This is a genomic window from Pseudomonas paraeruginosa PA7 (genome assembly GCF_000017205.1).
In the GTDB taxonomy this organism is placed as follows: Bacteria; Pseudomonadota; Gammaproteobacteria; order Pseudomonadales; family Pseudomonadaceae; genus Pseudomonas; species Pseudomonas paraeruginosa.
This window is the reverse complement of record NC_009656.1, coordinates 3,837,310-3,860,799: the sequence shown is the minus strand read 5'-3', so window position 1 is coordinate 3,860,799 and position 23,490 is coordinate 3,837,310. Positions and strand designations below refer to the sequence as shown.

At 64.3% G+C, this 23,490-nt stretch carries 22 protein-coding genes and 1 pseudogene; 16 read left to right on the top strand and 7 right to left on the bottom strand.

All coding sequences use genetic code 11. The features are described 5' to 3' along the window. Positions 1-72: 72 nt before the first annotated feature. From PSPA7_RS17705 to PSPA7_RS31255, 7 genes and pseudogenes are all read left to right on the top strand, one after another. On the top strand, positions 73-891 hold the full coding sequence (locus PSPA7_RS17705; RefSeq protein ID WP_012076322.1) for a DMT family transporter: 819 nt from the start codon (positions 73-75) through the stop codon (positions 889-891). A 3-nt stretch (positions 892-894) separates the two neighbouring features. Then, entirely contained in the window at positions 895-1,827 is a 933-nt protein-coding gene (locus tag PSPA7_RS17700; RefSeq protein WP_012076321.1) for a LysR family transcriptional regulator, read from the top strand. After that, positions 1,824-2,102: an EexN family lipoprotein gene (locus PSPA7_RS17695; protein WP_012076320.1), complete on the top strand. Its 279-nt coding sequence runs from the start codon at positions 1,824-1,826 to the stop codon at positions 2,100-2,102. Before PSPA7_RS17700 ends, PSPA7_RS17695 begins: the two co-directional genes overlap by 4 nt. Before the next feature lie 342 nt (positions 2,103-2,444). Further along, positions 2,445-3,239 (top strand): aminoglycoside O-phosphotransferase APH(3')-IIa, encoded by a 795-nt coding sequence (locus PSPA7_RS17690; protein ID WP_000572405.1) that lies wholly within the window; start codon positions 2,445-2,447, stop codon positions 3,237-3,239. Positions 3,240-3,259: 20 nt separating this feature from the next. Then, entirely contained in the window at positions 3,260-3,640 is a 381-nt protein-coding gene (locus tag PSPA7_RS17685) for a bleomycin binding protein BLMT (protein WP_000131935.1), read from the top strand. Between the two features lie 38 nt (positions 3,641-3,678). Continuing rightward, a complete protein-coding gene (aph(6)-Ic, locus tag PSPA7_RS17680) occupies positions 3,679-4,479 on the top strand; it encodes an aminoglycoside O-phosphotransferase APH(6)-Ic (RefSeq protein WP_011666520.1) in 801 nt (266 codons plus the stop codon). Positions 4,480-4,494: 15 nt separating this feature from the next. After that, positions 4,495-5,187, top strand: a pseudogene (locus tag PSPA7_RS31255) (DUF3363 domain-containing protein); the annotation flags it as partial. A gap of 42 nt (positions 5,188-5,229) precedes the next feature. Here the strand turns inward: PSPA7_RS31255 and PSPA7_RS17665 are convergent. The 7 genes from PSPA7_RS17665 to PSPA7_RS17635 all read right to left on the bottom strand — a co-directional run bounded on the left by PSPA7_RS17665 (position 5,230) and on the right by PSPA7_RS17635 (position 14,167). Next, a complete protein-coding gene (locus PSPA7_RS17665; RefSeq protein ID WP_012076318.1) occupies positions 5,230-5,964 on the bottom strand; it encodes a response regulator in 735 nt (244 codons plus the stop codon). Beyond that, positions 5,945-8,689 (bottom strand): ATP-binding protein, encoded by a 2,745-nt coding sequence (locus PSPA7_RS17660; protein ID WP_012076317.1) that lies wholly within the window; start codon positions 8,687-8,689, stop codon positions 5,945-5,947. The genes PSPA7_RS17665 and PSPA7_RS17660 overlap by 20 nt, the downstream gene beginning before the upstream one ends. Continuing rightward, positions 8,670-8,963, bottom strand: coding sequence for a PTS nitrogen regulatory subunit IIA (locus PSPA7_RS17655; protein ID WP_012076316.1), 294 nt, complete (start codon positions 8,961-8,963; stop codon positions 8,670-8,672). The genes PSPA7_RS17660 and PSPA7_RS17655 overlap by 20 nt, the downstream gene beginning before the upstream one ends. Further along, a complete protein-coding gene (gene kdpC, locus PSPA7_RS17650; RefSeq protein WP_012076315.1) occupies positions 8,960-9,622 on the bottom strand; it encodes a potassium-transporting ATPase subunit KdpC in 663 nt (220 codons plus the stop codon). The genes PSPA7_RS17655 and kdpC overlap by 4 nt, the downstream gene beginning before the upstream one ends. A 10-nt stretch (positions 9,623-9,632) precedes the next feature. Beyond that, positions 9,633-11,636: a potassium-transporting ATPase subunit KdpB gene (gene kdpB / locus PSPA7_RS17645; protein WP_425600528.1), complete on the bottom strand. Its 2,004-nt coding sequence runs from the start codon at positions 11,634-11,636 to the stop codon at positions 9,633-9,635. 33 nt (positions 11,637-11,669) lie between these two features. Beyond that, entirely contained in the window at positions 11,670-13,397 is a 1,728-nt protein-coding gene (gene kdpA / locus PSPA7_RS17640) for a potassium-transporting ATPase subunit KdpA (protein WP_012076313.1), read from the bottom strand. 62 nt (positions 13,398-13,459) lie between these two features. Next, the gene (locus tag PSPA7_RS17635) at positions 13,460-14,167 is read right to left on the bottom strand and encodes a TorF family putative porin (protein WP_012076312.1); all 708 of its coding nucleotides are present in this window, start codon (positions 14,165-14,167) and stop codon (positions 13,460-13,462) included. A gap of 512 nt (positions 14,168-14,679) precedes the next feature. On the opposite strand from PSPA7_RS17635, the gene PSPA7_RS17630 reads away from it, so the two are divergent. The 9 genes from PSPA7_RS17630 (at position 14,680) to trbJ (ending at position 23,478) form a co-directional block, all read left to right on the top strand. Continuing rightward, positions 14,680-15,618, top strand: a complete 939-nt coding sequence (locus PSPA7_RS17630) for a LysR family transcriptional regulator (protein ID WP_012076311.1) — start codon at positions 14,680-14,682, stop codon at positions 15,616-15,618. Between the two features lie 2 nt (positions 15,619-15,620). Further along, positions 15,621-15,884: an EexN family lipoprotein gene (locus tag PSPA7_RS17625; protein WP_012076310.1), complete on the top strand. Its 264-nt coding sequence runs from the start codon at positions 15,621-15,623 to the stop codon at positions 15,882-15,884. A 234-nt stretch (positions 15,885-16,118) separates the two neighbouring features. Continuing rightward, entirely contained in the window at positions 16,119-18,128 is a 2,010-nt protein-coding gene (locus PSPA7_RS17620; RefSeq protein WP_012076309.1) for a conjugal transfer protein TraG, read from the top strand. Then, a complete protein-coding gene (locus PSPA7_RS17615) occupies positions 18,125-18,589 on the top strand; it encodes a ribbon-helix-helix protein, CopG family (protein ID WP_012076308.1) in 465 nt (154 codons plus the stop codon). The genes PSPA7_RS17620 and PSPA7_RS17615 overlap by 4 nt, the downstream gene beginning before the upstream one ends. Beyond that, the gene (gene trbB, locus PSPA7_RS17610) at positions 18,586-19,638 is read left to right on the top strand and encodes a P-type conjugative transfer ATPase TrbB (protein WP_012076307.1); all 1,053 of its coding nucleotides are present in this window, start codon (positions 18,586-18,588) and stop codon (positions 19,636-19,638) included. Before PSPA7_RS17615 ends, trbB begins: the two co-directional genes overlap by 4 nt. Beyond that, positions 19,635-20,018 (top strand): TrbC/VirB2 family type IV secretion system protein, encoded by a 384-nt coding sequence (locus PSPA7_RS17605; protein ID WP_003103996.1) that lies wholly within the window; start codon positions 19,635-19,637, stop codon positions 20,016-20,018. The genes trbB and PSPA7_RS17605 overlap by 4 nt, the downstream gene beginning before the upstream one ends. Next, complete coding sequence (locus PSPA7_RS17600) at positions 20,015-20,287, top strand: VirB3 family type IV secretion system protein (RefSeq protein ID WP_012076306.1); 273 nt, start codon at positions 20,015-20,017, stop codon at positions 20,285-20,287. The genes PSPA7_RS17605 and PSPA7_RS17600 overlap by 4 nt, the downstream gene beginning before the upstream one ends. A 15-nt stretch (positions 20,288-20,302) precedes the next feature. After that, complete coding sequence (gene trbE, locus PSPA7_RS17595) at positions 20,303-22,756, top strand: conjugal transfer protein TrbE (RefSeq protein ID WP_012076305.1); 2,454 nt, start codon at positions 20,303-20,305, stop codon at positions 22,754-22,756. Continuing rightward, complete coding sequence (trbJ, locus tag PSPA7_RS17590; RefSeq protein ID WP_012076304.1) at positions 22,753-23,478, top strand: P-type conjugative transfer protein TrbJ; 726 nt, start codon at positions 22,753-22,755, stop codon at positions 23,476-23,478. Before trbE ends, trbJ begins: the two co-directional genes overlap by 4 nt. Positions 23,479-23,490: the final 12 nt, after the last annotated feature.

Here is a 23,490-nt window from a genome sequence, read left to right as displayed (position 1 = left end):
GGACGTCCAAGGGCTGGCGCCCTTGGCCGCCCCTCATGTCAAACGGTCATATCCGGCACGGTCGGCTGGTTCGTGCTCGAAACACGGATGCCGGCCGCTTCCGTCGTGTTCTGGCGCTGTGCATTCGGGGCGGTTGCCATGCTGTTGGCCTGCGCTGGCCTGGGCCTGCTGCGCCGGGGCGTACTCGACGCCAGGCAGGCGGGACTGGCTGCGCTGGGCGGCGTGGCCTTGATCGCCAACTGGGTCTTGCTGTTCACCGCCTACTCGCACGCCTCCATCTCTGTCGCCACCGTGACCTACCACACTCAGCCCTTCATGCTGGTGGCGTTGGGGGCGCTGTTCTTCGGCGAAAAGCTGACGGCGAACAAGCTCGGATGGTTGGGTGTGGCCTTCGGTGGCGTCGTGCTGATCGTCATCGGCGGCCAGCAGGCCGGCTCGCACGCTCCGGGTTACCTGGCCGGCATCGGCTTGGCACTGGCGGCCGCGTTCTTCTATGCCATCGCCGCGGCCATCACCAAGAGTCTCAAGGGCGTTCCACCGCACGTGATCGTCGTGATTCAGATGATCGTGGGCAGCGTGCTTCTGGCGCCGTTTGCCCTCTGGCCCGATGGCGCATCCTCGCCCCATGCCTGGGGCCTCCTGCTGGCCATCGGCTTCATCCACACCGGCCTGATGTCCACACTGCTGTACGGCGCGATCCAGAAGATATCGACCGCGCTGGTGGGGGTGCTTTCGTTCGTCTATCCGATCGTCGCCATCGTGGTCGATGCCTGGGCATTCGACCACCTGCTGGGCGCGATGCAGATCGTCGGGGCCGTCGCCATCCTGGCTGCCGTGGCGGGGATGAATCTCGGATGGAACCTTTTCCATCTGGATCGTAGAAACGCTTAGCCTATGGAACTACGCCACTTGCGCTGCTTCTTTGCGGTCGCCGAAGAACTTCACTTCGCCCGTGCGGCCGAGCGGCTGCACATCGAGCAGTCACCGCTGTCGCGTGCCATCAAGGAGCTAGAAGAAGAACTGGGCGTGGTGCTGTTTGCCCGTACCACGCGAAGCACGCGCCTGACCCGTGCGGGCAAGCTGTTCCTGGATCATGTGCCGCGCGTCTTCGCCGCCTTGCAGCAGGCGCGCGACAGCGTGAAGGCGGCCGCCAACGGCTTCCACGGCCAGTTGCGTATCGCCTTGTCCGACGGCATCACGCCGTCGCGGCTACCTGCCTTGCTGGCGCTGTGCCGCCAAGAAGAACCCGAAGTTGAACTCCGGTTCTTCGAGGTGCCATTGTCTCAGCAGATCAAAGGTCTACATGACGATCTGTACGACGTGGGGTTTGCGCAGTCCGATGAAGTGGGCGACGGCATCGTCACCACGCCCGCATGGAGCGATGCGCTCATGGTGGCGGTGCCCGCGCGGCATCCGTTACTGGCCCACAAACGCATCCCTTTGGATGAACTGCTGCGCTACCCGCTGGTGCTGTGCGACCCACAGGTATGCGAGGGTCTTGCCAAGCACGTCGAACGGGTGCTGCGCCGGACAGACATGGAGCCATTGATTGCCGAGCGGGTGGCCTCCTGCGATCTGATGATGGCGCTGGTCTCCGCAGGTTTCGCGCTGGGCCTGACTGGTGAGGCGCACATTGCCGCCAGCCGCGAGCCGGGCGTGGTGGCCCGGCCACTAGCATCGCGTGTGCCGCCGTTGACGACCTACTTGCTGCGCCTTGAGGGCGATCCGTCCAATGAGCTGGCGCGCTTCATCGAGCGCGTGCAGGCCATCGAATCGCCGGAAGCTCCCAAGCATTGCCCTGATTCCCCGGATGCACCTGCGCCATGAAAAGAATCATCCCGCTTTTACTGTTCGCCGCGATGACTGCCTGCGGCCAGTCCGAGGCGCCTCAGAAGGCCAACATTTCGGAGGCGAATATTCCGACGGTGGAGGAACTGGCCGCCAACCCTGAACGACTCAAGGAACTGCGCCAGCAGTGCAAGACCGATCGCCCCAGGCTGGGCGACGTGTTGTGCAACCGGGTCGCCGAAGCCACACGCAAGCGGTTCTATGGCGACGGTGCAACGCCATACAATCCGCCGAAGGAACCACCAAAATTTTGAGCATTACGTGGTTGAGCGTTTCAAGGATCGTGACAATGATCAGCGTCCTGCCAATAAGAGAATGCGGAGATGCATGTCAGGCTGGTGAACTTGCGTTTGGTCCACCGCCTGCATGCCCTCAAACCGAGCCGCGCTATCGCTTGGATGTTGTCTCCGGTTGTACGAGGGACTGCGAAGCCTGGAGGTTCAAGATCTCTTGTTTTGGCGAGAGACTGAGCGAGTAATTTACGTAATGACCATATCTTCCCCCCTGCAATCAGATTCCTCGCCAGTCGGGTTGCCTGGTATTTTGCCCATCCGGCGCTGACCGAAGATATATGAGCCAGATGAGGATCGTTTCGCATGATTGAACAAGATGGATTGCACGCAGGTTCTCCGGCCGCTTGGGTGGAGAGGCTATTCGGCTATGACTGGGCACAACAGACAATCGGCTGCTCTGATGCCGCCGTGTTCCGGCTGTCAGCGCAGGGGCGCCCGGTTCTTTTTGTCAAGACCGACCTGTCCGGTGCCCTGAATGAACTGCAGGACGAGGCAGCGCGGCTATCGTGGCTGGCCACGACGGGCGTTCCTTGCGCAGCTGTGCTCGACGTTGTCACTGAAGCGGGAAGGGACTGGCTGCTATTGGGCGAAGTGCCGGGGCAGGATCTCCTGTCATCTCACCTTGCTCCTGCCGAGAAAGTATCCATCATGGCTGATGCAATGCGGCGGCTGCATACGCTTGATCCGGCTACCTGCCCATTCGACCACCAAGCGAAACATCGCATCGAGCGAGCACGTACTCGGATGGAAGCCGGTCTTGTCGATCAGGATGATCTGGACGAAGAGCATCAGGGGCTCGCGCCAGCCGAACTGTTCGCCAGGCTCAAGGCGCGCATGCCCGACGGCGAGGATCTCGTCGTGACCCATGGCGATGCCTGCTTGCCGAATATCATGGTGGAAAATGGCCGCTTTTCTGGATTCATCGACTGTGGCCGGCTGGGTGTGGCGGACCGCTATCAGGACATAGCGTTGGCTACCCGTGATATTGCTGAAGAGCTTGGCGGCGAATGGGCTGACCGCTTCCTCGTGCTTTACGGTATCGCCGCTCCCGATTCGCAGCGCATCGCCTTCTATCGCCTTCTTGACGAGTTCTTCTGAGCGGGACTCTGGGGTTCGAAATGACCGACCAAGCGACGCCCAACCTGCCATCACGAGATTTCGATTCCACCGCCGCCTTCTATGAAAGGTTGGGCTTCGGAATCGTTTTCCGGGACGCCGGCTGGATGATCCTCCAGCGCGGGGATCTCATGCTGGAGTTCTTCGCCCACCCCGGGCTCGATCCCCTCGCGAGTTGGTTCAGCTGCTGCCTGAGGCTGGACGACCTCGCGGAGTTCTACCGGCAGTGCAAATCCGTCGGCATCCAGGAAACCAGCAGCGGCTATCCGCGCATCCATGCCCCCGAACTGCAGGAGTGGGGAGGCACGATGGCCGCTTTGGTCGACCCGGACGGGACGCTCCTGCGCCTGATACAGAACGAATTGCTTGCAGGCATCTCATGAGTGTGTCTTCCCGTTTTCCGCCTGAGGTCACTGCGTGGATGGAGCGCTGGCGCCTGCTGCGCGACGGCGAGCTGCTCACCACCCACTCGAGCTGGATACTTCCCGTCCGCCAGGGGGACATGCCGGCGATGCTGAAGGTCGCGCGCATTCCCGATGAAGAGGCCGGTTACCGCCTGTTGACCTGGTGGGACGGGCAGGGCGCCGCCCGAGTCTTCGCCTCGGCGGCGGGCGCTCTGCTCATGGAGCGCGCGTCCGGGGCCGGGGACCTTGCACAGATAGCGTGGTCCGGCCAGGACGACGAGGCTTGCAGGATCCTCTGCGACACCGCCGCTCGTCTGCACGCGCCGCGGTCCGGACCGCCGCCCGATCTCCATCCGCTACAGGAATGGTTCCAGCCGCTTTTCCGGTTGGCCGCTGAGCACGCGGCACTTGCGCCCGCCGCCAGCGTAGCGCGCCAACTTCTGGCGGCGCCGCGCGAGGTGTGCCCGCTCCACGGCGACCTGCACCACGAGAACGTGCTCGACTTCGGCGACCGCGGCTGGCTGGCCATCGACCCGCACGGACTGCTCGGCGAGCGCACCTTCGACTATGCCAACATCTTCACGAATCCCGATCTCAGCGACCCCGGTCGCCCGCTTGCGATCCTGCCGGGCAGGCTGGAGGCTCGACTCAGCATTGTGGTCGCGACGACCGGGTTTGAGCCCGAACGGCTTCTTCGCTGGATCATTGCATGGACGGGCTTGTCGGCAGCCTGGTTCATCGGCGACGGCGACGGCGAGGGCGAGGGCGCTGCGATTGATCTGGCCGTAAACGCCATGGCACGCCGGTTGCTTGACTAGCGCGGTCACCGATCTCACCTGGTCGTCGAGCTAGGTCAGGCCGTGTCGGGCGTGATCCGCTGGAAGTCGTTGCGGGCCACACCCGCCGCCTCGAAGCCCTGCACCAGGCCGGCATCGTGGTGTGCGTGGCCGAGGGACTATGGAAGGTGCCGGACGATCTGCCCGAGCAGGGCCGCCGCTATGACGCCCAGCGTCTTGGTGGCGTGACGGTGGAGCTGAAATCGCACCTGCCCATCGAGCGGCAGGCCCGCGTGATCGGTGCCACCTGGCTTGACCAGCAGTTGATCGACGGTGGCTCGGGCTTGGGCGACCTGGGCTTTAGCAGTGAGGCCAAGTAGGCGATACAGCAGCGCGCGGACTTCCTGGCCGAACAGGGACTGGCCGAGCGGCGCGGGCAGCGCGTGATCCTCACCGGAATCTGCTGGGCAGCAGCGGGCTCGGGAACTGGCGCAGGCCGCGAAGGACATTGCCGCCGATACCGGCCTGGAGCATCGCCCCGTGGCCGACGGCCAGCGCGTTGCCGGCGTCTACCGGCGCCCCGTCATGCTCGCCAGCGGGCGAAATGGGATGCTTGATGACGCCAAGGGGTCCAGCCTCGTGCGGTGGAAGCCCATCGAACAGCGGCTTGGGGAGCAGCTCGCCGCGACGGTGCGCGGTGGCGGCGTGTCTTGGGAGATTGGACGACAGCGTGGGCCGGCCCTGGGGTGAGCCGCACCCGCAATGCCTCTTTGGGAATTCCCGGCGAACAGGTCAGGCCGGATGCTGTTCCTCCGAGACGAATCTCAACCCAACCCCAGGTTCGGTGACGATGTAGCGAGGAGCGGAGGCATCGTCCCCCAGCTTGTGGCGCAACTTGCCCACGAGAATGCGCAGGTAGTGGGTATCTTCCTCGTGCGTCGGCCCCCACATCTCCCGCAGTATCTGTGCCTGCGTCACCAGCCGTCCCGGCTGCCTGACCAGCAAGGCCAGCAGAGAGAACTCCTTGCGGCTCAACGTGACGGCTTCTCCATGAACGGCCACTTCCCGTTGCGCCAGGTCGATTCGGAGAATCCCGTCGTCGTAGATCGGACTATCGTCTGTCCCTGTCGCCACCGTGCGCAGGAATGCGCGAATGCGTGCCATCAGTTCCTCGACACTGAACGGCTTGGTCACGTAGTCGTTGGCCCCTGCGTCCAGCAGGGCCACCTTTTCGTCCTCGCCGGAGCGTACCGTCAGCACGATGACGGGCACGCGCGACCATTGCCGCAGCTCCTTGAGCACATCCTTCCCGTCCATATCCGGCAATCCCAGGTCCAGGACGACGAGGTCGGCCCCTCTGCTGGCCAGCAGCGTCAGGCCCTCCCGGCCTGTTCCCGCCAGCAGGGTTGCGTAGCCTTGCGACCGCAAGCTGATGTCGATGAACTTGCGGATCTGAGGTTCGTCATCGACGACGAGAACCCGGGCGGCCGGCGCACCCGGACTCGATTCACTGGGAAGTCCCATCATTCTCTTTCGCCTCCTGATTGGAGTATCCGCCCCAAGGCAAGGTCAGGCGGATGGTGGTTCCGCGGCCTTCCGGGCCAGGCAGCGCCTCGACGCTGCCCATGTGGGCACCTACGATACCTTGGACGATCGTCAACCCGAGGCCGGTTCCCTGTTTGCCTCGGTCGCCACGTTCGACGCTGTAGAACATATCGAAGATGCGCCGTCGTTCTTCCTCTGGAATGCCCGGACCACGATCCGAAACGTCAATCTGCAACTGATCGTCATTGGTTCGCCGGACCTGCACCCGGACGGGCTCTCCAGGTGGCGAGAACTTCGCTGCGTTCTCCATGACATTGAACAAAGCCTGCTCGATGAGTGCGGGATGAACGTGGATCGGCGTCAGTTCTGCCGGAATCTCATGCTCAATGCGAGCGTCGGGCTCGTACCGCTGCAAGCGCCGGGATGCTGAACCCACCAACTCATCAATACCGATCCAGTCGCGCGTCAGCGTCAATCCTTGCTGCCCGAGCCGGGTCATGTCGAGGAGATTCTGGATGTAGCGGTCGAGGCGCTCGCCTTCCACGTGGATGGTTTCCAGTAGGCTTTGCTGATCTTCTAGCCCCATGTCCTTGCCGTAGCGCGCCAGGCTGTCCGCTGCACCGATCATCGACGACAGTGGTGAGCGAAGGTCGTGTGACACGGAAGACAACAACGCTGACCGCAGCCGTTCCGTCTCTCCTGTGACGCGCGCCACCTCCAGTTCCGACACCAAGCGCGTGCGCAGAGCTGTTTGGCCGATGTCTTCCACCATGCTCTCGGCAAGGCGGCGCTGCTCGAACGACAGGCGGCCCATGTTCGGTGGGAATCTCAGGCCGACCACGCCCAGAGTGTCCTTGTCCGAGGACACTGGCAGGAACCACCAGGCAGAGTTGGTCAAAGTATCGGTATAGCGTCCACTGGCTTGGTCGTGCTGTTGCGTCCAATCAGCAGCTGTCAAATCCTTATCGGCAAGGCGGCCCGCAGAAGTTGCGGGTCCAGATTCACCATTGATGCGTATCCACACCTCAGCATGCAAAGTCGACTGCAGGATAGATGCCCCTGCCGTGATGACCTGCCCGAGATCGGCTGCCTTGGCGAGGCGGCGCCCCAGATTCTGCATGGCCATGGCATGGGTGTTCGCCGCGCGCAGTGCCACCACCTGCATGCGCAGTCGCGAGGCCAGTCGCCCAGCGATCAGGGCCGCTGCAAGAAACAGCATCACGGTAGCCACCCCACGATGGGCACTAATCAGGAACGTGTACCGCGGCTCAATGAAGAAAAAGTTGTAGGCGAGGAAACACAGTGTCGCAGTAATGACAGCCGAGGCCATGCGCGTGCGCGAAGCGACCAGAATGACTGCCACCAGGAAGACCATGGATAGATCCTGCAAACCCAGGGTGCGCTCGGCCAGCGCCGCCGTACCGACGGCTCCGAGGCTGGCCATCAGGATCAACAAAGCCTCTCGCCACGTGAGGCGTTCTCCCGTGATGTCGGGCAGCCTCAGCGAGCGTTGCCGAGCCTGCGGTGTGCTGATGATGGTCAGTTCGTAGCGTGCCCCCCGCAGAAGGAGTTGCTGCGTCAGCGTGCGATTGAAGATGCGGGCGAAGGGCCGCTCCCGTGTGCGGCCGATCACGATGGACTTGGCGCCACGTGCTGCAGCGGCATCGAGCAGGGCCTGGGTGACATCGGTGTTGTGCATCACTTCCGTCTCGCCGCCCAGGTTGCGCGCCAACGCAAACGCTTTGTCGATTTCCATCAAACGCTGCTGTTCGTCGCGCGCCATTCTGTTGAGCGTTGGAGCCGCGCGATCCATCTCGTCCGTATGCAAGGCGGCATCGGCCGAGCGTCCGGTCTCCACCGTGACCACCGACCACGGCGCTCCGCGGCGCTCGGCGATCTTGGCGCCGGCCCTTACGAGGTATTCCGAGTGTCCCCGGCCGTCGACGGCGATCAGTACATGACGCTGGATGGAAATGCCTTCGAGCCCACGAGCCGCGCGCTTCTCGCGCAAATCGGCATCGACATGTTCGGCGACGGTCTGCATCGCCAGTTCGCGCAGCGCGGTGAGATTCGAGGGCGAGAAGAACGCCTGCAGTGCCTGGGCGGCCTGCTCCGGCAAATACACCTTGCCTTGGTTCAGGCGTTCGATCAGCTCGCGAGCGGGCAGATCGACCAAGCGTATATCGCGCAGTCGCTCGAATACGGCGTCGGGCACCGTTTCGCTCACCCGAACGCCGGTGATCTGATGCACTACGTCGTTCACGCTTTCTAGGTGCTGGACATTGACCGTCGTATAGACGTCGATTCCGGCGTCGAGCAATTCCTCCACATCCTGCCAGCGTCGCTCATGGCGGCTTCCAGGGACGTTGCGATGGGCGAGTTCATCGACGAGGGCGATTGCCGGTTTGCGCGCCAGCAAGCCATCGAGGTCCATTTCCTCCAACTGACGGCCCTGGTATTCCACCTTCTTGCGAGGCAGCAACGACAATCCTTCGACCATGGTCTGGGTCTCGCCACGGCCATGGGTCTCGACGATGCCGACGACGACATCCACCCCCTGGTGGTGAAGTTCGCGTGCGCGCACCAGCATGGCGTAGGTCTTGCCTACGCCAGGCGCAGCACCCAGGAACACCGTCAACCGTCCAGCGGTCTGGCGCTCGAGTTCGCCCAACAGGGCATCTGCTTGTTCAGTCTGTTCGGCTCTCATGGAAAGCCCGATCCTCAAAGTCCAGTTGTTTTAACTCTTTGTCGCGATTTGTGTTGCCGATGCCGCTGTAGTATGTGCGGACGGCCATGCCCAGGCCCAGCCCCGTTGAGCCGGCCTGCTCGCGCCGCATCAGCCCGGAGGAAACGTCCTCGGGGTGCCAAGCCACCGATGCGCTGGACGTGCACGCCGACGGCGTGAAACAACTGCCCTTGTCGGCGACCGGCAGGTTGAGGAGAACATCCTCGGCCTGTAGATAGGCGCCAAGTGTGCTCATTGGTTCGCCGCAGGCGCCCGGGTGGCCGGTGAAGCCAAGTCATCCAGTGCCAGATTCAGGTCGAGCACATTCACCCGGGGCTGGCCCAGCAGACCCAGCTGCTTGTTCTCCGTGTGCCAGGCGACCAGACCTTCGACCACATTGCGTCCGAGCCCACGGGCGCGCGCGACGCGATCGACCTGGATGGCAGCTGCCTGCGGGCTGATATGTGGGTCGATGCCTCCGCCGGACTGGGTGAACAAATCCCCCGGAACCATGGACGAATCCACGCCTTCTCGCTGCGCCGCGGCCGCGCGTGTTCCCTCCAGGCGCTTGCGCAGGTCCGGGTTGGTCCGTGCTTGATTGCTGCCGGCCAAGGCCAGGGGGTTGTAGCCGGCCGCAGAGGGGCGGGGCTGGAAGTACTTGTCGCTTGCGAACGGCTGGGCCACCAGCTCGGAGCCGATCACCTTGCCGTCGCGCTCGATCAGGCTGCCGTTGGCCGTTCGCGGAAACAGCGCCTGCCCGACTCCGACGCCGGCGAGCGAATAGAGAAAGCCGAATCCGGCCAAGGACAGCACGGTCAGCCCGATGGCGCCGCGCCAGAGCCCTCGGTCCACCACCGTGGAGTCGGTCGCTGCGGCTTTGCGCGCATTGTTTGAAAGTGGTGCGATCATGTTCATGGGAGACTCCTCAAACGTTGAACAGGGCGGCGAGCACGACGTCGATCAACTTGATGGCGACGAACGGGAGCAACACACCACCTACGCCGTAGATCAGCATGTTGTTGCGCAGCAGGTGGGTCGCGCTGGCAGGCCTGAACCGCACGCCGCGCAGGGCCAGCGGAATGAGCGCCGGGATGACCAGGGCGTTGAAGATCAACGCCGACAGAACCGCACTGGATGGGCTCGACAGGTTCATCACATTGAGTGCTGCCATCGACGGGATTGCCGCCGCGAACAGCGCAGGCAGGATGGCGAAGTACTTGGATACGTCGTTGGCCAGGGAGAACGTGGTCAGCGCACCGCGCGTGATGAGCTGCTGCTTGCCGATTTCCACCACGGCCAGCAGCTTCGCCGGATCACTGTCGAGATCAACCATGTTGCCGGCTTCCTTCGCGGCCTGGGTGCCGGAGTTCATCGCCAGTCCCACGTCGGCCTGGGCAAGCGCCGGCGCATCGTTGGTGCCGTCGCCGACCATCGCCACCAGGCGGCCGCCAGTCTGCTCGGCGCGAATGCGCGCGAGCTTGTCCTCGGGCCGGGCCTCGGCGATGTAGTCATCGACGCCGGCCGCTGCGGCGATGTTCGCCGCCGTGAGCGGGTTGTCGCCCGTGATCATCACGGTTCTGACGCCCATCGCCCGCAAGCGGGCAAAGCGCTCCTTGATGCCGTGCTTGATCACGTCGGACAGCTCGATGACACCTAGGACGTGCTTGCCATCGCTCACCACCAGTGGCGTGGCACCCTTGCGGGCAACTCCTGCAACCCGGGCTTCCAGCTCTGTAGGAATCAGGCCACCCAAAACCTGTACGTGCTGTGCGATTGCGTCCATTGCGCCCTTGCGGATGCTGCGCTCGCCAGGAAGGTCCACGCCCGACATACGCGACTGCGCGGAGAACGGTACGAAGTGCGCGCCTTCGGGTTCGTCGAGCCTCTCGTTCTTGCCGCGGGCGAGCTTGACGATGGATTTGCCCTCTGGCGTTGGATCGGCCAGAGAGGCCAGCAACGCCGCCTCGCGCAGTTGCGCACTGTCCACCCCGGCGAGTGCATGGAAGGCCGTGGCCTGACGATCTCCGTGGGTGATGGTGCCGGTCTTGTCCAGCAGCAGCACGTCCACATCGCCAGCCACTTCCACGGCCTTGCCGGATTTGGCCAGCACGTTAGCCCTGAGTGCGCGGTTCATGCCGGCGATGCCGATGGCCGGAAGCAGACCGCCGATGGTGGTTGGAATGAGGCACACCAGCAGCGCCACCAGAAGCACGACGTTGATCTGGACATCCACGAAGCCGCCGATGAACGGCAGAGTGACAACCACGATCAGGAAGGTCAACGTCATCACGGCCAGCACGATTCCCAGCGCAATCTCGTTGGGCGTCTTCTGGCGGTTCGATCCTTCGACGAGCGCGATCATGCGGTCGAGGAAGCTGTTGCCCGGTTCGGCCGTAATGCGCACGATGACGCGATCGGACAACACCTTGGTGCCGCCGATCACACCTGAGCGGTCGGTGCCGGCCTCGCGCAGGACGGGCGCGGACTCACCGGTGACCGCCGCTTCGTTGATGGTGGCGAGGCCCTCGATGATCTCGCCGTCGGCAGGGATCAGTTGGCCTTCCTCCACCACGACCCGGTCGCCCGGCCGAAGATCGGCGGCAGGGACGCTCGTCTCGTGGTCCGTTTTGTCGAGGCGGCGCGCCACGAGGTCCTTGCGCGCACGGCGCAGCGAGGCCGCCTGGCCTCGCCCACGCGCCTCGGCCACCGCTTCAGCGAAATTCGCGAACAGGACGGTGATCAGCAGGATGATGGTGACCGCCCAGCCGAATCCCGTGCTGGCCCAGCCAGCGATGGTCGTCGCGGCGGTGACCAGCGTGCCCAGCCACACCACGGCCATCACCGGGTTCTTGATGGCATGGTGCGGGGCCAGCTTCTTGAAGGAATCGACGAGCGCGGGCTTCAGACCCCGGTCCACGTCGATCGGCATTTTTTTATGTGCAGTAGACATAGGAAATTCCTTTCAACGAGCAAGCAGTTGCGTCAGGGCGAGGTGGTCGGCCACGGGGCCCAGAACCAGCACCGGCATGAACTGCAGCAGCGTGAGGATGATGACGATCCCGATCAGTGTCAGTGCGAAGGTCGGCGTTTCGATGTGGAGCGTGCCGGAGCCCTCGGGGGCACGGCGCTTGGCGGCCAGCATCGCGGCGATGGCGAGCGGGATCACCAGAGCGGGGAAGCGTCCCGCAGCCAGAACGAAGGCGCAGCTGACGTTCCACCACACGGTGGCGTCGCCCAGCCCCTCGAAACCTGAGCCGTTGTTGGCGAAGGCGGAGACGTACTCATAGAACACCTGGCTGATACCGTGGAACCCTGGGTTCGAAGTGCCCGTGAGGCTGGGCACCGCAAGCGTCACCGCCGTGAAACCCAGGATGACCAACGGCTGCCAGAGCACCAGGATGGCTAACAGCTTGACCTCCGGCCCTTCGATCTTGCGGCCGAACAGTTCCGGCGTGCGCCCGGTCATCAGTCCTGCCAGGAACACGGAAAGCAGCAGATAGACGATGAACTGCTGCAGCCCGCAGCCTACGCCGCCCCAGATAGAGTTCATCAGCATGTTCACCATCGACACCATGCCGGTGAGCGGCGCCGCCGAGTCCAGCATCGAGTTGACCGAACCGTTGTTCACCTGAGTGGTCACCGAAGCCCACAGGGCGGATGCGTCGGCACCGAGACGCACTTCCTTGCCCTCCATCAGGGCGATATCGGTAGCCGTTCCTGAGTGCCCCTCCGACCACAGTGAAAGGCCCACGGAAACCACGGACATGGCTAGCATCGTGCCGAACACCATGGCGCCGAACTTTCGGCGCCCCGTGAACGGCGCAATCATGAAGATGACGCTCACCGGAATCAGGCAGATTGCCAGGGTTTCCAGGAAATTCGACAGGGGCGTGGGATTCTCCAGCGGTACGGAACTGTTGGGGCCATACCAGCCTCCGCCGTTGCTGCCCAGTTGCTTGATGGCGACCATCGGAGCGACGGGGCCGAGCGGGATCTTCTGCTCCTTGAGTTCGGCGGTGGCCTCTATCGGGGCTGCGACAGGCCCGGCTGCCAACGTTGCCGGCACGCCTTGCCAGGTCAATAGCGCCGACCACACCAGGCACAGCGGCAGCACGAAGCGCAGCGTCGCGCGGGTCACATCAGCCCAATAGTTGCCGACATCGATCGCACCGGCAGGAGCGGTGGCGCCACCTTCCACGCCATGCTCCATGGCCTGACGGCCCCCGAAGAGGCCGCGCAGCGTGGCGGCAACCACCGCCAGCCCCATCACCGGCGTGACCACCTGCAGCCCGACGATACCGGTCATTTGCGACAGGTAGGACAGTTGCGCCTGGCCGGAGTAGTGCTGCTGATTGGTGTTCGTGAGGAAGGACACCATGGTATGCAGCGCCAGGTCCCAGCTCATGTTGGGCACGCCGTCGGGGTTGAGCGGCAGCCAGGCCTGGGTCATGAAGATGATCCAGACCACGATGGCCAGCAGCAGATTGGACAGCAGGAAGGCTCCGGCATATCCGCGCCAGCTCATGCCCGTATGGGGGCGTGTGCCCAGCGCGGCATAGATCGGCCGCTCGATCCAGCCGAACAGCACGTCGCTGCGCATCGGCGCGCCGCGCATGACCGCGGCCAGATAGCGCCCAAACGGCCAACCAAGGGCAACGAGCAGAACGAGGAGAAGGATGGACTCAATCATGGCGTGTGACTCCGCGGTTGTCGCAAGGACAAGGACTTGTGCTCAGGACCATTGCAGCCTCCTCAGAACGAGGCCTGCAGCGCCAGCTCTGCGCGCGTGCCAGCCATGCCGGGAAACAGCCGCTTGGCCGCCGAGTCGGTGCCATGCAGCGTGAGCCTGGCCTCGAAAGGCGCCTTAAACGTCCAGACGACGCCGAGCGCGCCGTGCGTGTAGCTGTCGGCATAGGTGCTATCGAGGACATAGCGGGCTACGCTGCCTTCGACGCGCCACTGGTCGTCGATCGGATAACGGGCACCGAGCAGCGCATACGTGCCGGTCGTGTCGGTGGCCATCGCGTTGTTCGAGTGCCCCACCGCCAGCCAGTAGTTGTCGCGCCAGGTGATGCTCGCGTTGATCTCGTTCCAGTTCAGGCTGGTGTCCGCCGAGGGGTACTGGTAGCGGAGGAGATAGACATCCAGCGCCCAATCCGTGGCGATCTTTCCACTCCATCCAACGGCAAGGTCGAACTCGCTGCGTGCACCGCTGTCTGGCTTGAACTTGACGCTCGAGCCCCAGACGGAGGCATACAGCCCGGACTCATGGGCGTACTTGACCCCCGCCTGGATGGCGCGGTCTTCGCGCGTTTGAGAGGATCCGCGCCAAACGTAGTCCGACGTCAGTGTGGCGCTGCCTGAAACCTGCGCTTGCGCGTTACTCGCCATTCCCAGCAGCAACCCACCGACGGCAACAGCAACGACCTTGGCGGTCGATTGAATAATCTTGAGAGGCATGTTTTGCTTCGCAAATCAATGGCGAAATAGCCAGACTCAAGTATTCGATAGAGGCCCGTAAATTCTCCATTCAGGGAAAGGGTTCGCACATAAATTCTGCGTAAACTTCAGCGGGGAGTTGGGCCTTCCAAGCACGATGAAGACACGCCGCAATGCAAGGGCGTGATGGTCCGATCCTCGGACGAGGAAGCCGGGCAGGAATTTACGTTGAATTTACGGCGAACCATCCGCGGCTCGGATATGGTTTCCCGATTCGCATGCTTGGAGATGTCGGTGCCCTCGGTGTTGCAGGGCATCATCTTCGTTGCAGTTGTCGTGATCGCCTGTGTCGCACTCTTTCGCGTATCCGAAGGAGTCGGAAAGTGGTTCGAGGATCGCTTTAGAAAGCCATCGTCACACAGCAGGCGCCGAAAAGGCGCACACGATAAGTAGTATTCCGTGAGGAGGCAACAGTCAGCCTCTCTGGCGGGGCGCGGTTTCGGCTGGCAATGCAGCGCGATGAGATCAAGAGAATGGAGCTACGTCATCTTCGTTGTTTTCTCGCAGTCGCAGAAGAACTCCACTTCGCTCGCGCGGCCGAGCGGTTGCACATAGAGCAGTCGCCGCTATCACGAACCATCAAGGAACTGGAAGACGAATTGGGCGCGCGACTGTTCGCGCGTACCACGCGCAGCACCCGACTGACCCGTGCGGGCAAGTTGTTTCTGGAGCATATGCCGCGTGTCTTCGCCGCCTTGCAGCAGGCGCGGGACAGCGTGAAGGCTGCGGCCAACGGCTTTCACGCCCAAATACGCATCGCACTGTCCGATGGCATTACACCGTCGCGCCTGCCAACCCTGCTGGCGTTGTGCCGTCAGGAGGAACCCGAGATAGAGATTCGCTTGTTCGAGGTTCCGCTGTCGCAGCAGATCAAGGGCTTGCAGGAGGACTTGTACGACGTAGGATTCGCTCAATCGGATGAAGTGGGTGAAGCGCTTGTCGCCGAGCCGGTGTGGAGCGATTCGCTGATGGTGGCCGTGCCGGCTCGGCATACGCTGCTCAAATACAAGCGCATCCCCTTGGACGAAGTCCTGCGTCATCCGCTGGTGCTGTGTGACCCACAGGTGTGCGAAGGCCACGCAAAGCAGATCGAGCGGGTGTTGCGACGGGCGGAGACGGAGCCGCTGATTGCCGAACGAGTGGCATCCTGCGACCTGATGATGGCGCTGGTTTCGGCCGGCTTTGCCTTGGGCCTGACCGGGGCGGCACACATTGCGGCCAGCCGCGAGCTTGGCGTGGTCGCCCGTCCCCTCGAAGGCCGTTCGCCGGTGCTGACCACCTACCTGCTGCGCCCAGCCGGAGAGCCATCGAGAACCTTGGCGCGATTCATTGAGCGGGTGCACTTCATCGAATCGCCCGACGGCGCCAGGACCAGGACCCCGCCTCAATCTCATGTTTCGGAGGACAGTTAGCCATGAACAAGATCACACCGTTCTTGCTGACCGTAGTGCTGGCCGCTTGCGGCCAGTCCGAGACACCGACGTCGGCAGCGGTGCCGACGGTTGAGGAACTTGCGACCAACCTTGAACGGCTCAAGGAGCTTCGCCAACAGTGCAAGCTCGATCGCGCCAAGCTGGGTGACGAGTTGTGCAACCGCGTGGCTGAGGCCACGCGCAAGCGCTTCTATGGGAATGGAACCGTGCCCTACACGCCGCCCGAGACACCGCCGAAGTTCTGATCGCCGCTTCCGAGCCACAAACTCAAAAAGATTTCTCTACACGCCGCAATGCGCTCGCGCTTGCAGCGTTTCTTCTTTCTTCGCTACCGCGCGAACTCTTGTTTTTTGCTCGACCTTTCTCCCGATAAAGGTCTTTGACCGGCACCGAGCCCGGCTCTGATCCTCGCCTGTGCGGCGCGAATGGGCGCCGCTTTCTAGCGAGGAATCAGCGCAGGAGAAATCGGAGGCCAGGTCATGCAAGGGACGAACGTGCTGTTCGGTCAGATCGCCGTGGTATTCGGCATCGTGATCGCCGGCGTATGGGGCGCCACACAATGGACAGCAGCGGTCCTTGGCTATCAAGTACGCCTTGGCTCGCCCTGGTTCGACTTACTTGGCACGTCGATCTACCACCCGTGGAAGCTGTTTGAGTGGTGGTTCTTCTTCGGCGCCTATGCGCCGGAGGTCTTCGACACTGGCGGCGCGATTGCCGGCGCCAGTGGCATGGTCGCCGTGTGCGTTGCCATCGCAATGTCGGTCTGGCGCTCGCGCCAAGCGCGCCTGGTCACGACCTACGGCTCGGCCCGTTGGGCGAACGCGGATGACATTCGCAAAGCCGGCCTCATACAGCCGGTCGGCGTGTTCCTCGGTCAGTACGACCGCCAGTACCTACGGCACGAAGGGCCGGAACACGTCCTGACCTTCGCGCCCACCCGCTCGGGCAAAGGCGTGGGCTTGGTGGTGCCAACGCTGCTGTCTTGGGCGGCGTCGGCCGTCATCCACGACATCAAGGGCGAGAACTGGCAGATCACCGCAGGCTGGCGCTCGCGCTTCTCGCATTGCTTGCTTTTCAACCCGACCGATGCGAAATCGGCGGCCTATAACCCGCTGCTGGAAGTGCGGCGCGGCGCGCATGAAGTGCGCGACGTGCAGAACATAGCTGACATTCTGGTCGATCCCGAAGGCGCGCTGGAGAAGCGCAACCATTGGGAAAAGACCTCGCACGCGCTGCTGGTCGGCGCCATTCTGCATGTGCTCTACGCGGGCGAGGACAAGACGCTGCGCGGCGTCGCCAACTTCCTCTCCGACCCGGCCAGCCCGTTCGAGCTGACCTTGCACCGGATGATGACCACGCCGCACCTCGGCGATGGCCCGCATCCGGTGGTGGCGTCCGCTGCGCGCGAAGTGCTCAACAAATCGGACAACGAGCGTTCCGGCGTGTTGAGCACCGCCATGTCGTTCCTCGGCCTGTACCGCGACCCCACGGTGGCCGAAGTCACCTCGCGCTGCGATTGGCGCATCGCCGACCTGATCGCTGCCGAGCATCCGGTATCGCTGTACCTGGTGGTGCCACCTTCGGACATATCGCGCACGAAGCCGCTCATCCGCCTGATCCTCAACCAGATCGGCCGGCGCCTCACCGAATCGCTCGATGGCTCCGACGGCATCGAGCGCCGCCATAAGCTGCTGCTGATGCTCGATGAGTTCCCGGCGCTGGGACGACTCGACTTCTTTGAGACGGCCTTGGCCTTCATGGCGGGCTACGGCATCCGCAGCTTCCTCATCGCGCAGTCGCTCAACCAGATCGACAAAGCCTACGGCCAGAACCATTCGATTCTCGACAACTGCCATGTGCGCGTGACGTTTGCGACGAACGACGAACGCACGGCCAAGCGTATTTCCGAGACGCTGGGCACGGCCACCGAGTTGCGCGCACAGCGCAACTACGCGGGACACCGGCTCGCACCGTGGCTGGGCCACCTCATGGTGTCGCGCCAGGAAACCGCGCGCCCGCTGCTGACGCCGGGCGAAGTCATGCAGCTTCCGCCTGACGAGGCCGTGGTGATGGTGTCCAGCGTGGCGCCGATCAAGGCGAAGAAGCTGCGCTACTACGCGGACGCCAATTTCAAGCTTCGTGTGCTGCCACCTCCCACGCTGACGAACGGGCAGTACGCCGACGCGCCGCCGTCGCGGCCCGACGACTGGAGCAGGCTGGAGATTCCGTCCGTGCCCGTTGCGCCTGCCACGGCATCCGCCGATGGCCTGGAGAACTTGGGTTCGGCCGACGACGGCGGCCCGCGTCGACAGCCCGAACTCTCCGAAGCCATCGCCTACGACCCCGAACTGGCCGTGCCCGCGGCCGACCTCGGGCTGCTCGATGACGACGACGACCTGCCGCTTCCCCTTCCTCGCCAGCTCGATCCAGCCATGCAGCGCACGGCCCGGCTGGCTTCCCTCGACCCCAACGACGGAATCGAGCTATGAGCCACTACCGCCTGAACCTCTTTATCCAGCCGGAGCACGCCAAGCGGCTTGATGAGCTGGCCGCCAAGAAAGGCGTATCCAAGTCGTCCATCGTCGCGGCGGCACTCGCATCGTGGCTGTCGCCCGATGCAGCCGATCAGCGCGAAGCGGCCATCGCCAAGCGGCTGGATCGCCTATCGCGCCAGGCCGAGCGCATGGAGCGCGACCAGAACATCGCCATCGAAACGCTGGCGCTGTTCATCCGCTACTACCTGACCGTGAGCACGCCGGTTCCCGAGGCGCATCAAGACGCGGCACGCGCGCAGGGCAAAGCGCGCTTCGAGCAGTTCACCGAGCAGCTTGGCCGCCACCTGCTGCGGGGCCGCAGTCTGGTGCGCGACGTGGTGGAGGAACTGCATCCCGACCCGATGCGGATGGAGGACGCGGTGGTAGCCGCGCAAGCGCGGGAGCGTGCGCCATGAGCGCCGTTCCGCAGTCCATGAGCGCCACGTCGCTCGACCGCCGCATCCAGATGCTGCGAACGGCGATGGGGCCGCTGATCGCCGCCGCGCTCGAAGACCCGGACGTGGTGGAGGTGATGCTGAATCCTGATCGCACCCTTTGGGTGGATCGGCTTTCCAGCGGACGCGCGCCGATGGACGTGGAACTGCCCGAGGCGGACGGCGAGCGAATCATCCGCCTGGTCGCGGCCCACGTTGGCGCAGAAGTCCATCGCGGCCAGCCGCTGCTGTCCGCCGAGTTGCCCGAAACGGGCGAACGCTTCGAGGGCATCTTGCCGCCGGCAGCGCCGGGGCCGGCCTTCGCGCTGCGCAAGCGCGCCATCGGCGTGATTCCGCTGGAGCGGTACGTCATCGACGGGATGATGACCAGCGCGCAAGCGGGCTTTCTCGTCCGCGCGGTGCGCGAGCGGCAGAACGTCTTGATCGCCGGCGCCACCAGCAGTGGCAAGACCACGCTCGCCAATGCGCTTTTGGCCGAGATTGCCGCGACGGGCGACCGCGTGCTGGTGCTCGAAGACACGGTGGAGCTGCAATGCGCGGCGCGTGACCACGTTCCCCTGCGCACCCGCGCAGGCGTGGTGTCTATGACCGAACTGGTGCGCTCGTCCATGCGCCTGCGGCCTGATCGCGTCGTGGTTGGCGAAGTGCGCGGCGCCGAGGCGCTGGATCTCATCAAGGTGTGGGGAACAGGCCATCCGGGCGGCATCGCCACGATCCATGCCGGCTCCGCGCTCGGCGCGCTGCTGCGCCTGGAGCAACTGATTCTCGAAGTGGCGGTGAGCCCGCCCCGTGCGCTGATCGCGGAAGCGGTCAACGTGGTGATCCACATCGCTGGGCGCGGGCGCAAGCGCCGCATCAAGAGCATCGCCCGCGTCGTCGGCTTCGACGGCGTGGGCTACCAACTGGCGGACGCGCTGGAAGCGCCGTTTCCCGAGCTGCCGCCACTTCCCCATGCCGCACCTGCTGCGGCGACTTCCCCATCCCCTGACTCACTTGGAGAACTGCCATGACGCAGATGACCATTCCTGCTTTCCGTTTTTCTGCAAATCCGGCTTTGCGTCTTGCGCGGCTGCGTTGCCTGGCCCGTCCTGCGGGGCAAGGGCTGCTGCTGGCCGCGCTGCTGTTGTTCCTGGCCGGAACCGCGCAGGCCGCAGGTTCCTCGATGCCGTGGGAAGGCCCGCTGCAATCCATCCTCGAATCCATCCAGGGGCCGGTGGCGCGCATCGTCGCGGTCATCATCATCATTGCCACGGGCCTCGCGCTCGCGTTCGGCGACACGTCCGGCGGGTTCCGCAAACTGATCCAGATCGTCTTCGGTCTGTCCATCGCCTTCGCGGCTTCCAGCTTCTTCCTGTCGTTCTTCAGCTTCTCCGGCGGGGCCGTCGTATGAGCGCCCCGGACACCTTCGCGGATGGATTCGAGGTGCCGCTGCACCGCTCGCTGACCGAGCCGATTCTGCTGGGCGGTGCGCCGCGCACCGTGGCGATCGCCAACGGCACGCTGGCCGCCGCTGTCGGCCTGGGACTGCAACTGTGGATTCCCGGCATGGTGCTCTGGATCGTCGGCCATTCGCTGGCGGTGTGGGGCGCTCGTGTAGATCCGCAGTTCATGGCCGTGTTCGCGCGGCACATCAAGCACCGCCCGCTGCTGGACGTGTGAGAGGAGGACGCCGCGATGCTGAATCTCGCCGAATACCGCCAGCGCCCGGCCTTGCTTGCCGACTGGCTGCCCTGGGCCGGGCTGGTCGCACCGGGCGTCGTCTTGAACAAGGACGGCAGTTTCCAGCGCACGGCCCAGTTTCGCGGGCCTGACCTCGACAGCGCGACGCAAGGCGAACTGATCGCCACGTCGGCGCGGTTGAACAACGCGCTGCGCCGCATGGGATCGGGCTGGGCGCTATTCATCGAAGCCGAGCGCCGGCCTGCGGCCGATTATCCGCACTCGGAGTTTCCCGAGCCGCTTTCGTGGGTGGTGGAGGAAGAACGCCGGGCCGCCTTCGAGGAATCGGGCAATCACTTCGAGAGCGGCTATCACCTGACGCTGCTTTACCTGCCGCCGGAAGAATCCCGCGCCCGTGCAGCCAGGATGCTCTACGAGAACACGCCGACGAATGGCGTGGACTGGCGCGAGCGGCTGCAAGCCTTCGTCGCGGAAGCGGATCGCGTCTTTGACCTGCTCGACGGCGTGATGCCGGAAATTGACTGGCTCGATGACGCGCAGACGCTGACCTACCTGCACGCCGCCATTTCGACGCGGCGCTACCGCGTCGGCGTGCCCGAAGTGCCGTTCCACATCGACGCGCTCCTGACCGATTCCGCGCTGGTCGGCGGCTTGGCACCCATGCTGGGCGACCAGCACCTGCGCGTGGTGTCAGTGCGGGGCTTCCCAACCTCGACCTGGCCGGGGATTCTGGACGACCTCAACCGCCTCGGTTTTGCGTACCGCTGGAGCACGCGCTTTCTCTGCCTCGACAAAGCCGAGGCGGAAAAAGAGCTTTCCCGCCTGCGCCGCCAGTGGTTCGCCAAGCGCAAGAACGTCATCGCGCTGCTGCGCGAAACGATCTTCCAGCAGGAAAGCCCGCTGGTCGATACCGACGCCAACAACAAGGCCGCCGATGCCGACGCTGCCTTGCAGGAGCTGGGCAGCGATCAAGTCGCCTTCGGCTATCTGACGGCGACCGTCACCGTCATGGACGAGGACGCCGCCGTCGCAGACGAGAAGCTGCGCATGGTGGAGCGCGTCATCCAGGGCCGGGGCTTCGTCACCATCCCTGAAACGCTCAATGCCGTGGATGCCTGGTTGTCCTCGCTCCCCGGCAACGCCTACGCCAACGTGCGCCAGCCCATCGTCTCGACACTGAACTTGGCGCACATGATGCCGGTGTCGGCGGTATGGGCTGGGCCGGAGAAGAACGACCACCTCGACGGCCCGCCGCTGATCGTCACGCGCACCGATGGCGCCACGCCGTTCCGGCTGGTGACGCACATCGGCGATGTGGGCCACACGCTGGTCGCGGGGCCGACTGGCATGGGCAAGTCGGTCTTGCTCGCCACGCTGGCGATGCAATTTCGCCGCTATCGCGGCTCGCGCGTCTTCGCCTTCGACATGGGCCGCTCCATGCGGGCCGCCATCCTCGGCCTGGGCGGCGAACACTACGGCCTGGGCACGGATGGCGAAATCGCCTTCCAGCCACTCGCGCGCATCGACCGTGAGGGCTACCGCACCTGGGCCGCCGAATGGATCGAAGGCCGCTTGCTGCACGAGGGCGTGGCGGTCGGCCCCGACGAGAAAGCGGCTATCTGGTCGGCGCTGGGAAGTCTCGCCGGTGCGCCGGTGGAGCAGCGCACGATGACGGGACTTTCCGTGCTGCTGCAATCGAACACGCTGCGGCAGGCGCTGTCGCCCTATGTGCTGGGTGGCGCCCACGGCAAGCAGCTGGACGCCGACCACGACCGGCTGGGCATGGCCGACGTGCAGTGCTTCGAGATGGAGGAGCTGATGCACAGCAAGGCCGCCGTCATGGCCGTGCTGCATTACCTCTTTGCGCGTTTCGATGAACGCTTCGACGGAGCGCCCACGCTGCTGATCCTCGATGAAGCGTGGCTGTTCCTCGATGACCCGGTGTTTGCCGCGCGTATCCGCCAGTGGCTCAAGACACTGCGCAAGAAGAACGTCAGCGTCATCTTCGCCACGCAGAGCCTTGCCGACATCAAGGATTCGAGCATCGCGCCCGCGATCATCGAGAGCTGCGCGAGTCGGATTTTCTTGCCCAACCCGCAGGCGAACGAGCCGCAGATTCGCACGATCTACGAGGGCTTCGGCCTCAACAGGCGGCAGATCGAAATCGTCGCCACCGCGCAGCCCAAGCGCGACTACTACTACCAATCCCGCCTCGGCAACCGCCTGTTCGACCTCGACCTGGGGCCGGCGGCGCTGGCGTTTGCGGGCGCTTCCACGCCGCAAGACCAGCGCGACATAGACCGCGTGCTGCTGGACGCCGGCGTGCCCGGCTTCGCGGGCGCCTGGCTGCGCCATCGCGGCCTCGATTGGGCGGCCGACCTGCTGCCCTCGTTCCCCGGCCTCGCGCCGGGTTCCCTCGCTGACCAACCCCTGGAGAACCTGTCATGAAGAAGCGTCTTGTCGCCGCCGCCATCGCGGCCATGCTTTGCACCGCCACCGCCCATGCGCAATGGGTCGTGGTCGATCCCACGAACCTCGTGCAGAACACGCTGACCGCGATCCGCACGCTGGAGCAGATCAACAACCAGATCCAGCAGCTCCAAAACGAAGCGCAGATGCTGATGAACCAGGCGCGCAACCTCGCCAGCCTGCCGTCCAGCGTGGTCGGCCAGTTGCGCGCCAACCTGGCGACGACCGAGCGGCTGATCGCCCAGGCCAGGGGCTTGGCCTACGACCTGACGAATCTGGATCGGGAGTTCGCGCGCCTGTATCCCGAGCAGTACGCCGCCACCGTCAGCGGCGACCAGATGTACCGCGACGCGCAGGAGCGTTGGCGGAACACGCTCAACGGCTTGCAGACCACGATGCAGATGCAGGCGCAGGTGTCGCAGAACCTGGGCGAAGACGAGAGCGTGCTGGCCGATCTCGTTGGCAAGAGCCAGTCGGCCGAAGGTGCGTTGCAGGCGATGCAGGCCATGAATCAGTTGCTGGCCTTGCAGGCCAAGCAGTCGATCCAGTCGCAGCGGCTCCAGATCACGCAAGACCGGGCGGCGTCGCTGGAACTGGCGCGGCAGGCGGCAGCCACGGAGCGCGCCCGCGAAGTGCGGCGGCGTTTCCTGGGCGAAGGCACGCCGTACACGCCGCAGTCCGTGAACTTCTACGGCAACTGACGGGAGGCCGCC

Coding starts and splice junctions, on each gene's coding strand:
- PSPA7_RS17700 (WP_012076321.1), top strand. CDS start 895: ATGGAACTACGCCACTTGCGCTGCTTCTTTGCGGTCGCCGAAGAACTT.
- PSPA7_RS17695 (WP_012076320.1), top strand. CDS start 1,824: ATGAAAAGAATCATCCCGCTTTTACTGTTCGCCGCGATGACTGCCTGC.
- PSPA7_RS17690 (WP_000572405.1), top strand. CDS start 2,445: ATGATTGAACAAGATGGATTGCACGCAGGTTCTCCGGCCGCTTGGGTG.
- PSPA7_RS17685 (WP_000131935.1), top strand. CDS start 3,260: ATGACCGACCAAGCGACGCCCAACCTGCCATCACGAGATTTCGATTCC.
- PSPA7_RS17665 (WP_012076318.1), bottom strand. CDS start 5,964: ATGATGGGACTTCCCAGTGAATCGAGTCCGGGTGCGCCGGCCGCCCGG.
- PSPA7_RS17660 (WP_012076317.1), bottom strand. CDS start 8,689: ATGAGAGCCGAACAGACTGAACAAGCAGATGCCCTGTTGGGCGAACTC.
- PSPA7_RS17655 (WP_012076316.1), bottom strand. CDS start 8,963: ATGAGCACACTTGGCGCCTATCTACAGGCCGAGGATGTTCTCCTCAAC.
- kdpC (WP_012076315.1), bottom strand. CDS start 9,622: ATGAACATGATCGCACCACTTTCAAACAATGCGCGCAAAGCCGCAGCG.
- kdpB (WP_425600528.1), bottom strand. CDS start 11,636: ATGCCGATCGACGTGGACCGGGGTCTGAAGCCCGCGCTCGTCGATTCC.
- kdpA (WP_012076313.1), bottom strand. CDS start 13,397: ATGATTGAGTCCATCCTTCTCCTCGTTCTGCTCGTTGCCCTTGGTTGG.
- PSPA7_RS17635 (WP_012076312.1), bottom strand. CDS start 14,167: ATGCCTCTCAAGATTATTCAATCGACCGCCAAGGTCGTTGCTGTTGCC.
- PSPA7_RS17630 (WP_012076311.1), top strand. CDS start 14,680: ATGGAGCTACGTCATCTTCGTTGTTTTCTCGCAGTCGCAGAAGAACTC.
- PSPA7_RS17625 (WP_012076310.1), top strand. CDS start 15,621: ATGAACAAGATCACACCGTTCTTGCTGACCGTAGTGCTGGCCGCTTGC.
- PSPA7_RS17620 (WP_012076309.1), top strand. CDS start 16,119: ATGCAAGGGACGAACGTGCTGTTCGGTCAGATCGCCGTGGTATTCGGC.
- PSPA7_RS17615 (WP_012076308.1), top strand. CDS start 18,125: ATGAGCCACTACCGCCTGAACCTCTTTATCCAGCCGGAGCACGCCAAG.
- trbB (WP_012076307.1), top strand. CDS start 18,586: ATGAGCGCCGTTCCGCAGTCCATGAGCGCCACGTCGCTCGACCGCCGC.
- PSPA7_RS17605 (WP_003103996.1), top strand. CDS start 19,635: ATGACGCAGATGACCATTCCTGCTTTCCGTTTTTCTGCAAATCCGGCT.
- PSPA7_RS17600 (WP_012076306.1), top strand. CDS start 20,015: ATGAGCGCCCCGGACACCTTCGCGGATGGATTCGAGGTGCCGCTGCAC.
- trbE (WP_012076305.1), top strand. CDS start 20,303: ATGCTGAATCTCGCCGAATACCGCCAGCGCCCGGCCTTGCTTGCCGAC.
- trbJ (WP_012076304.1), top strand. CDS start 22,753: ATGAAGAAGCGTCTTGTCGCCGCCGCCATCGCGGCCATGCTTTGCACC.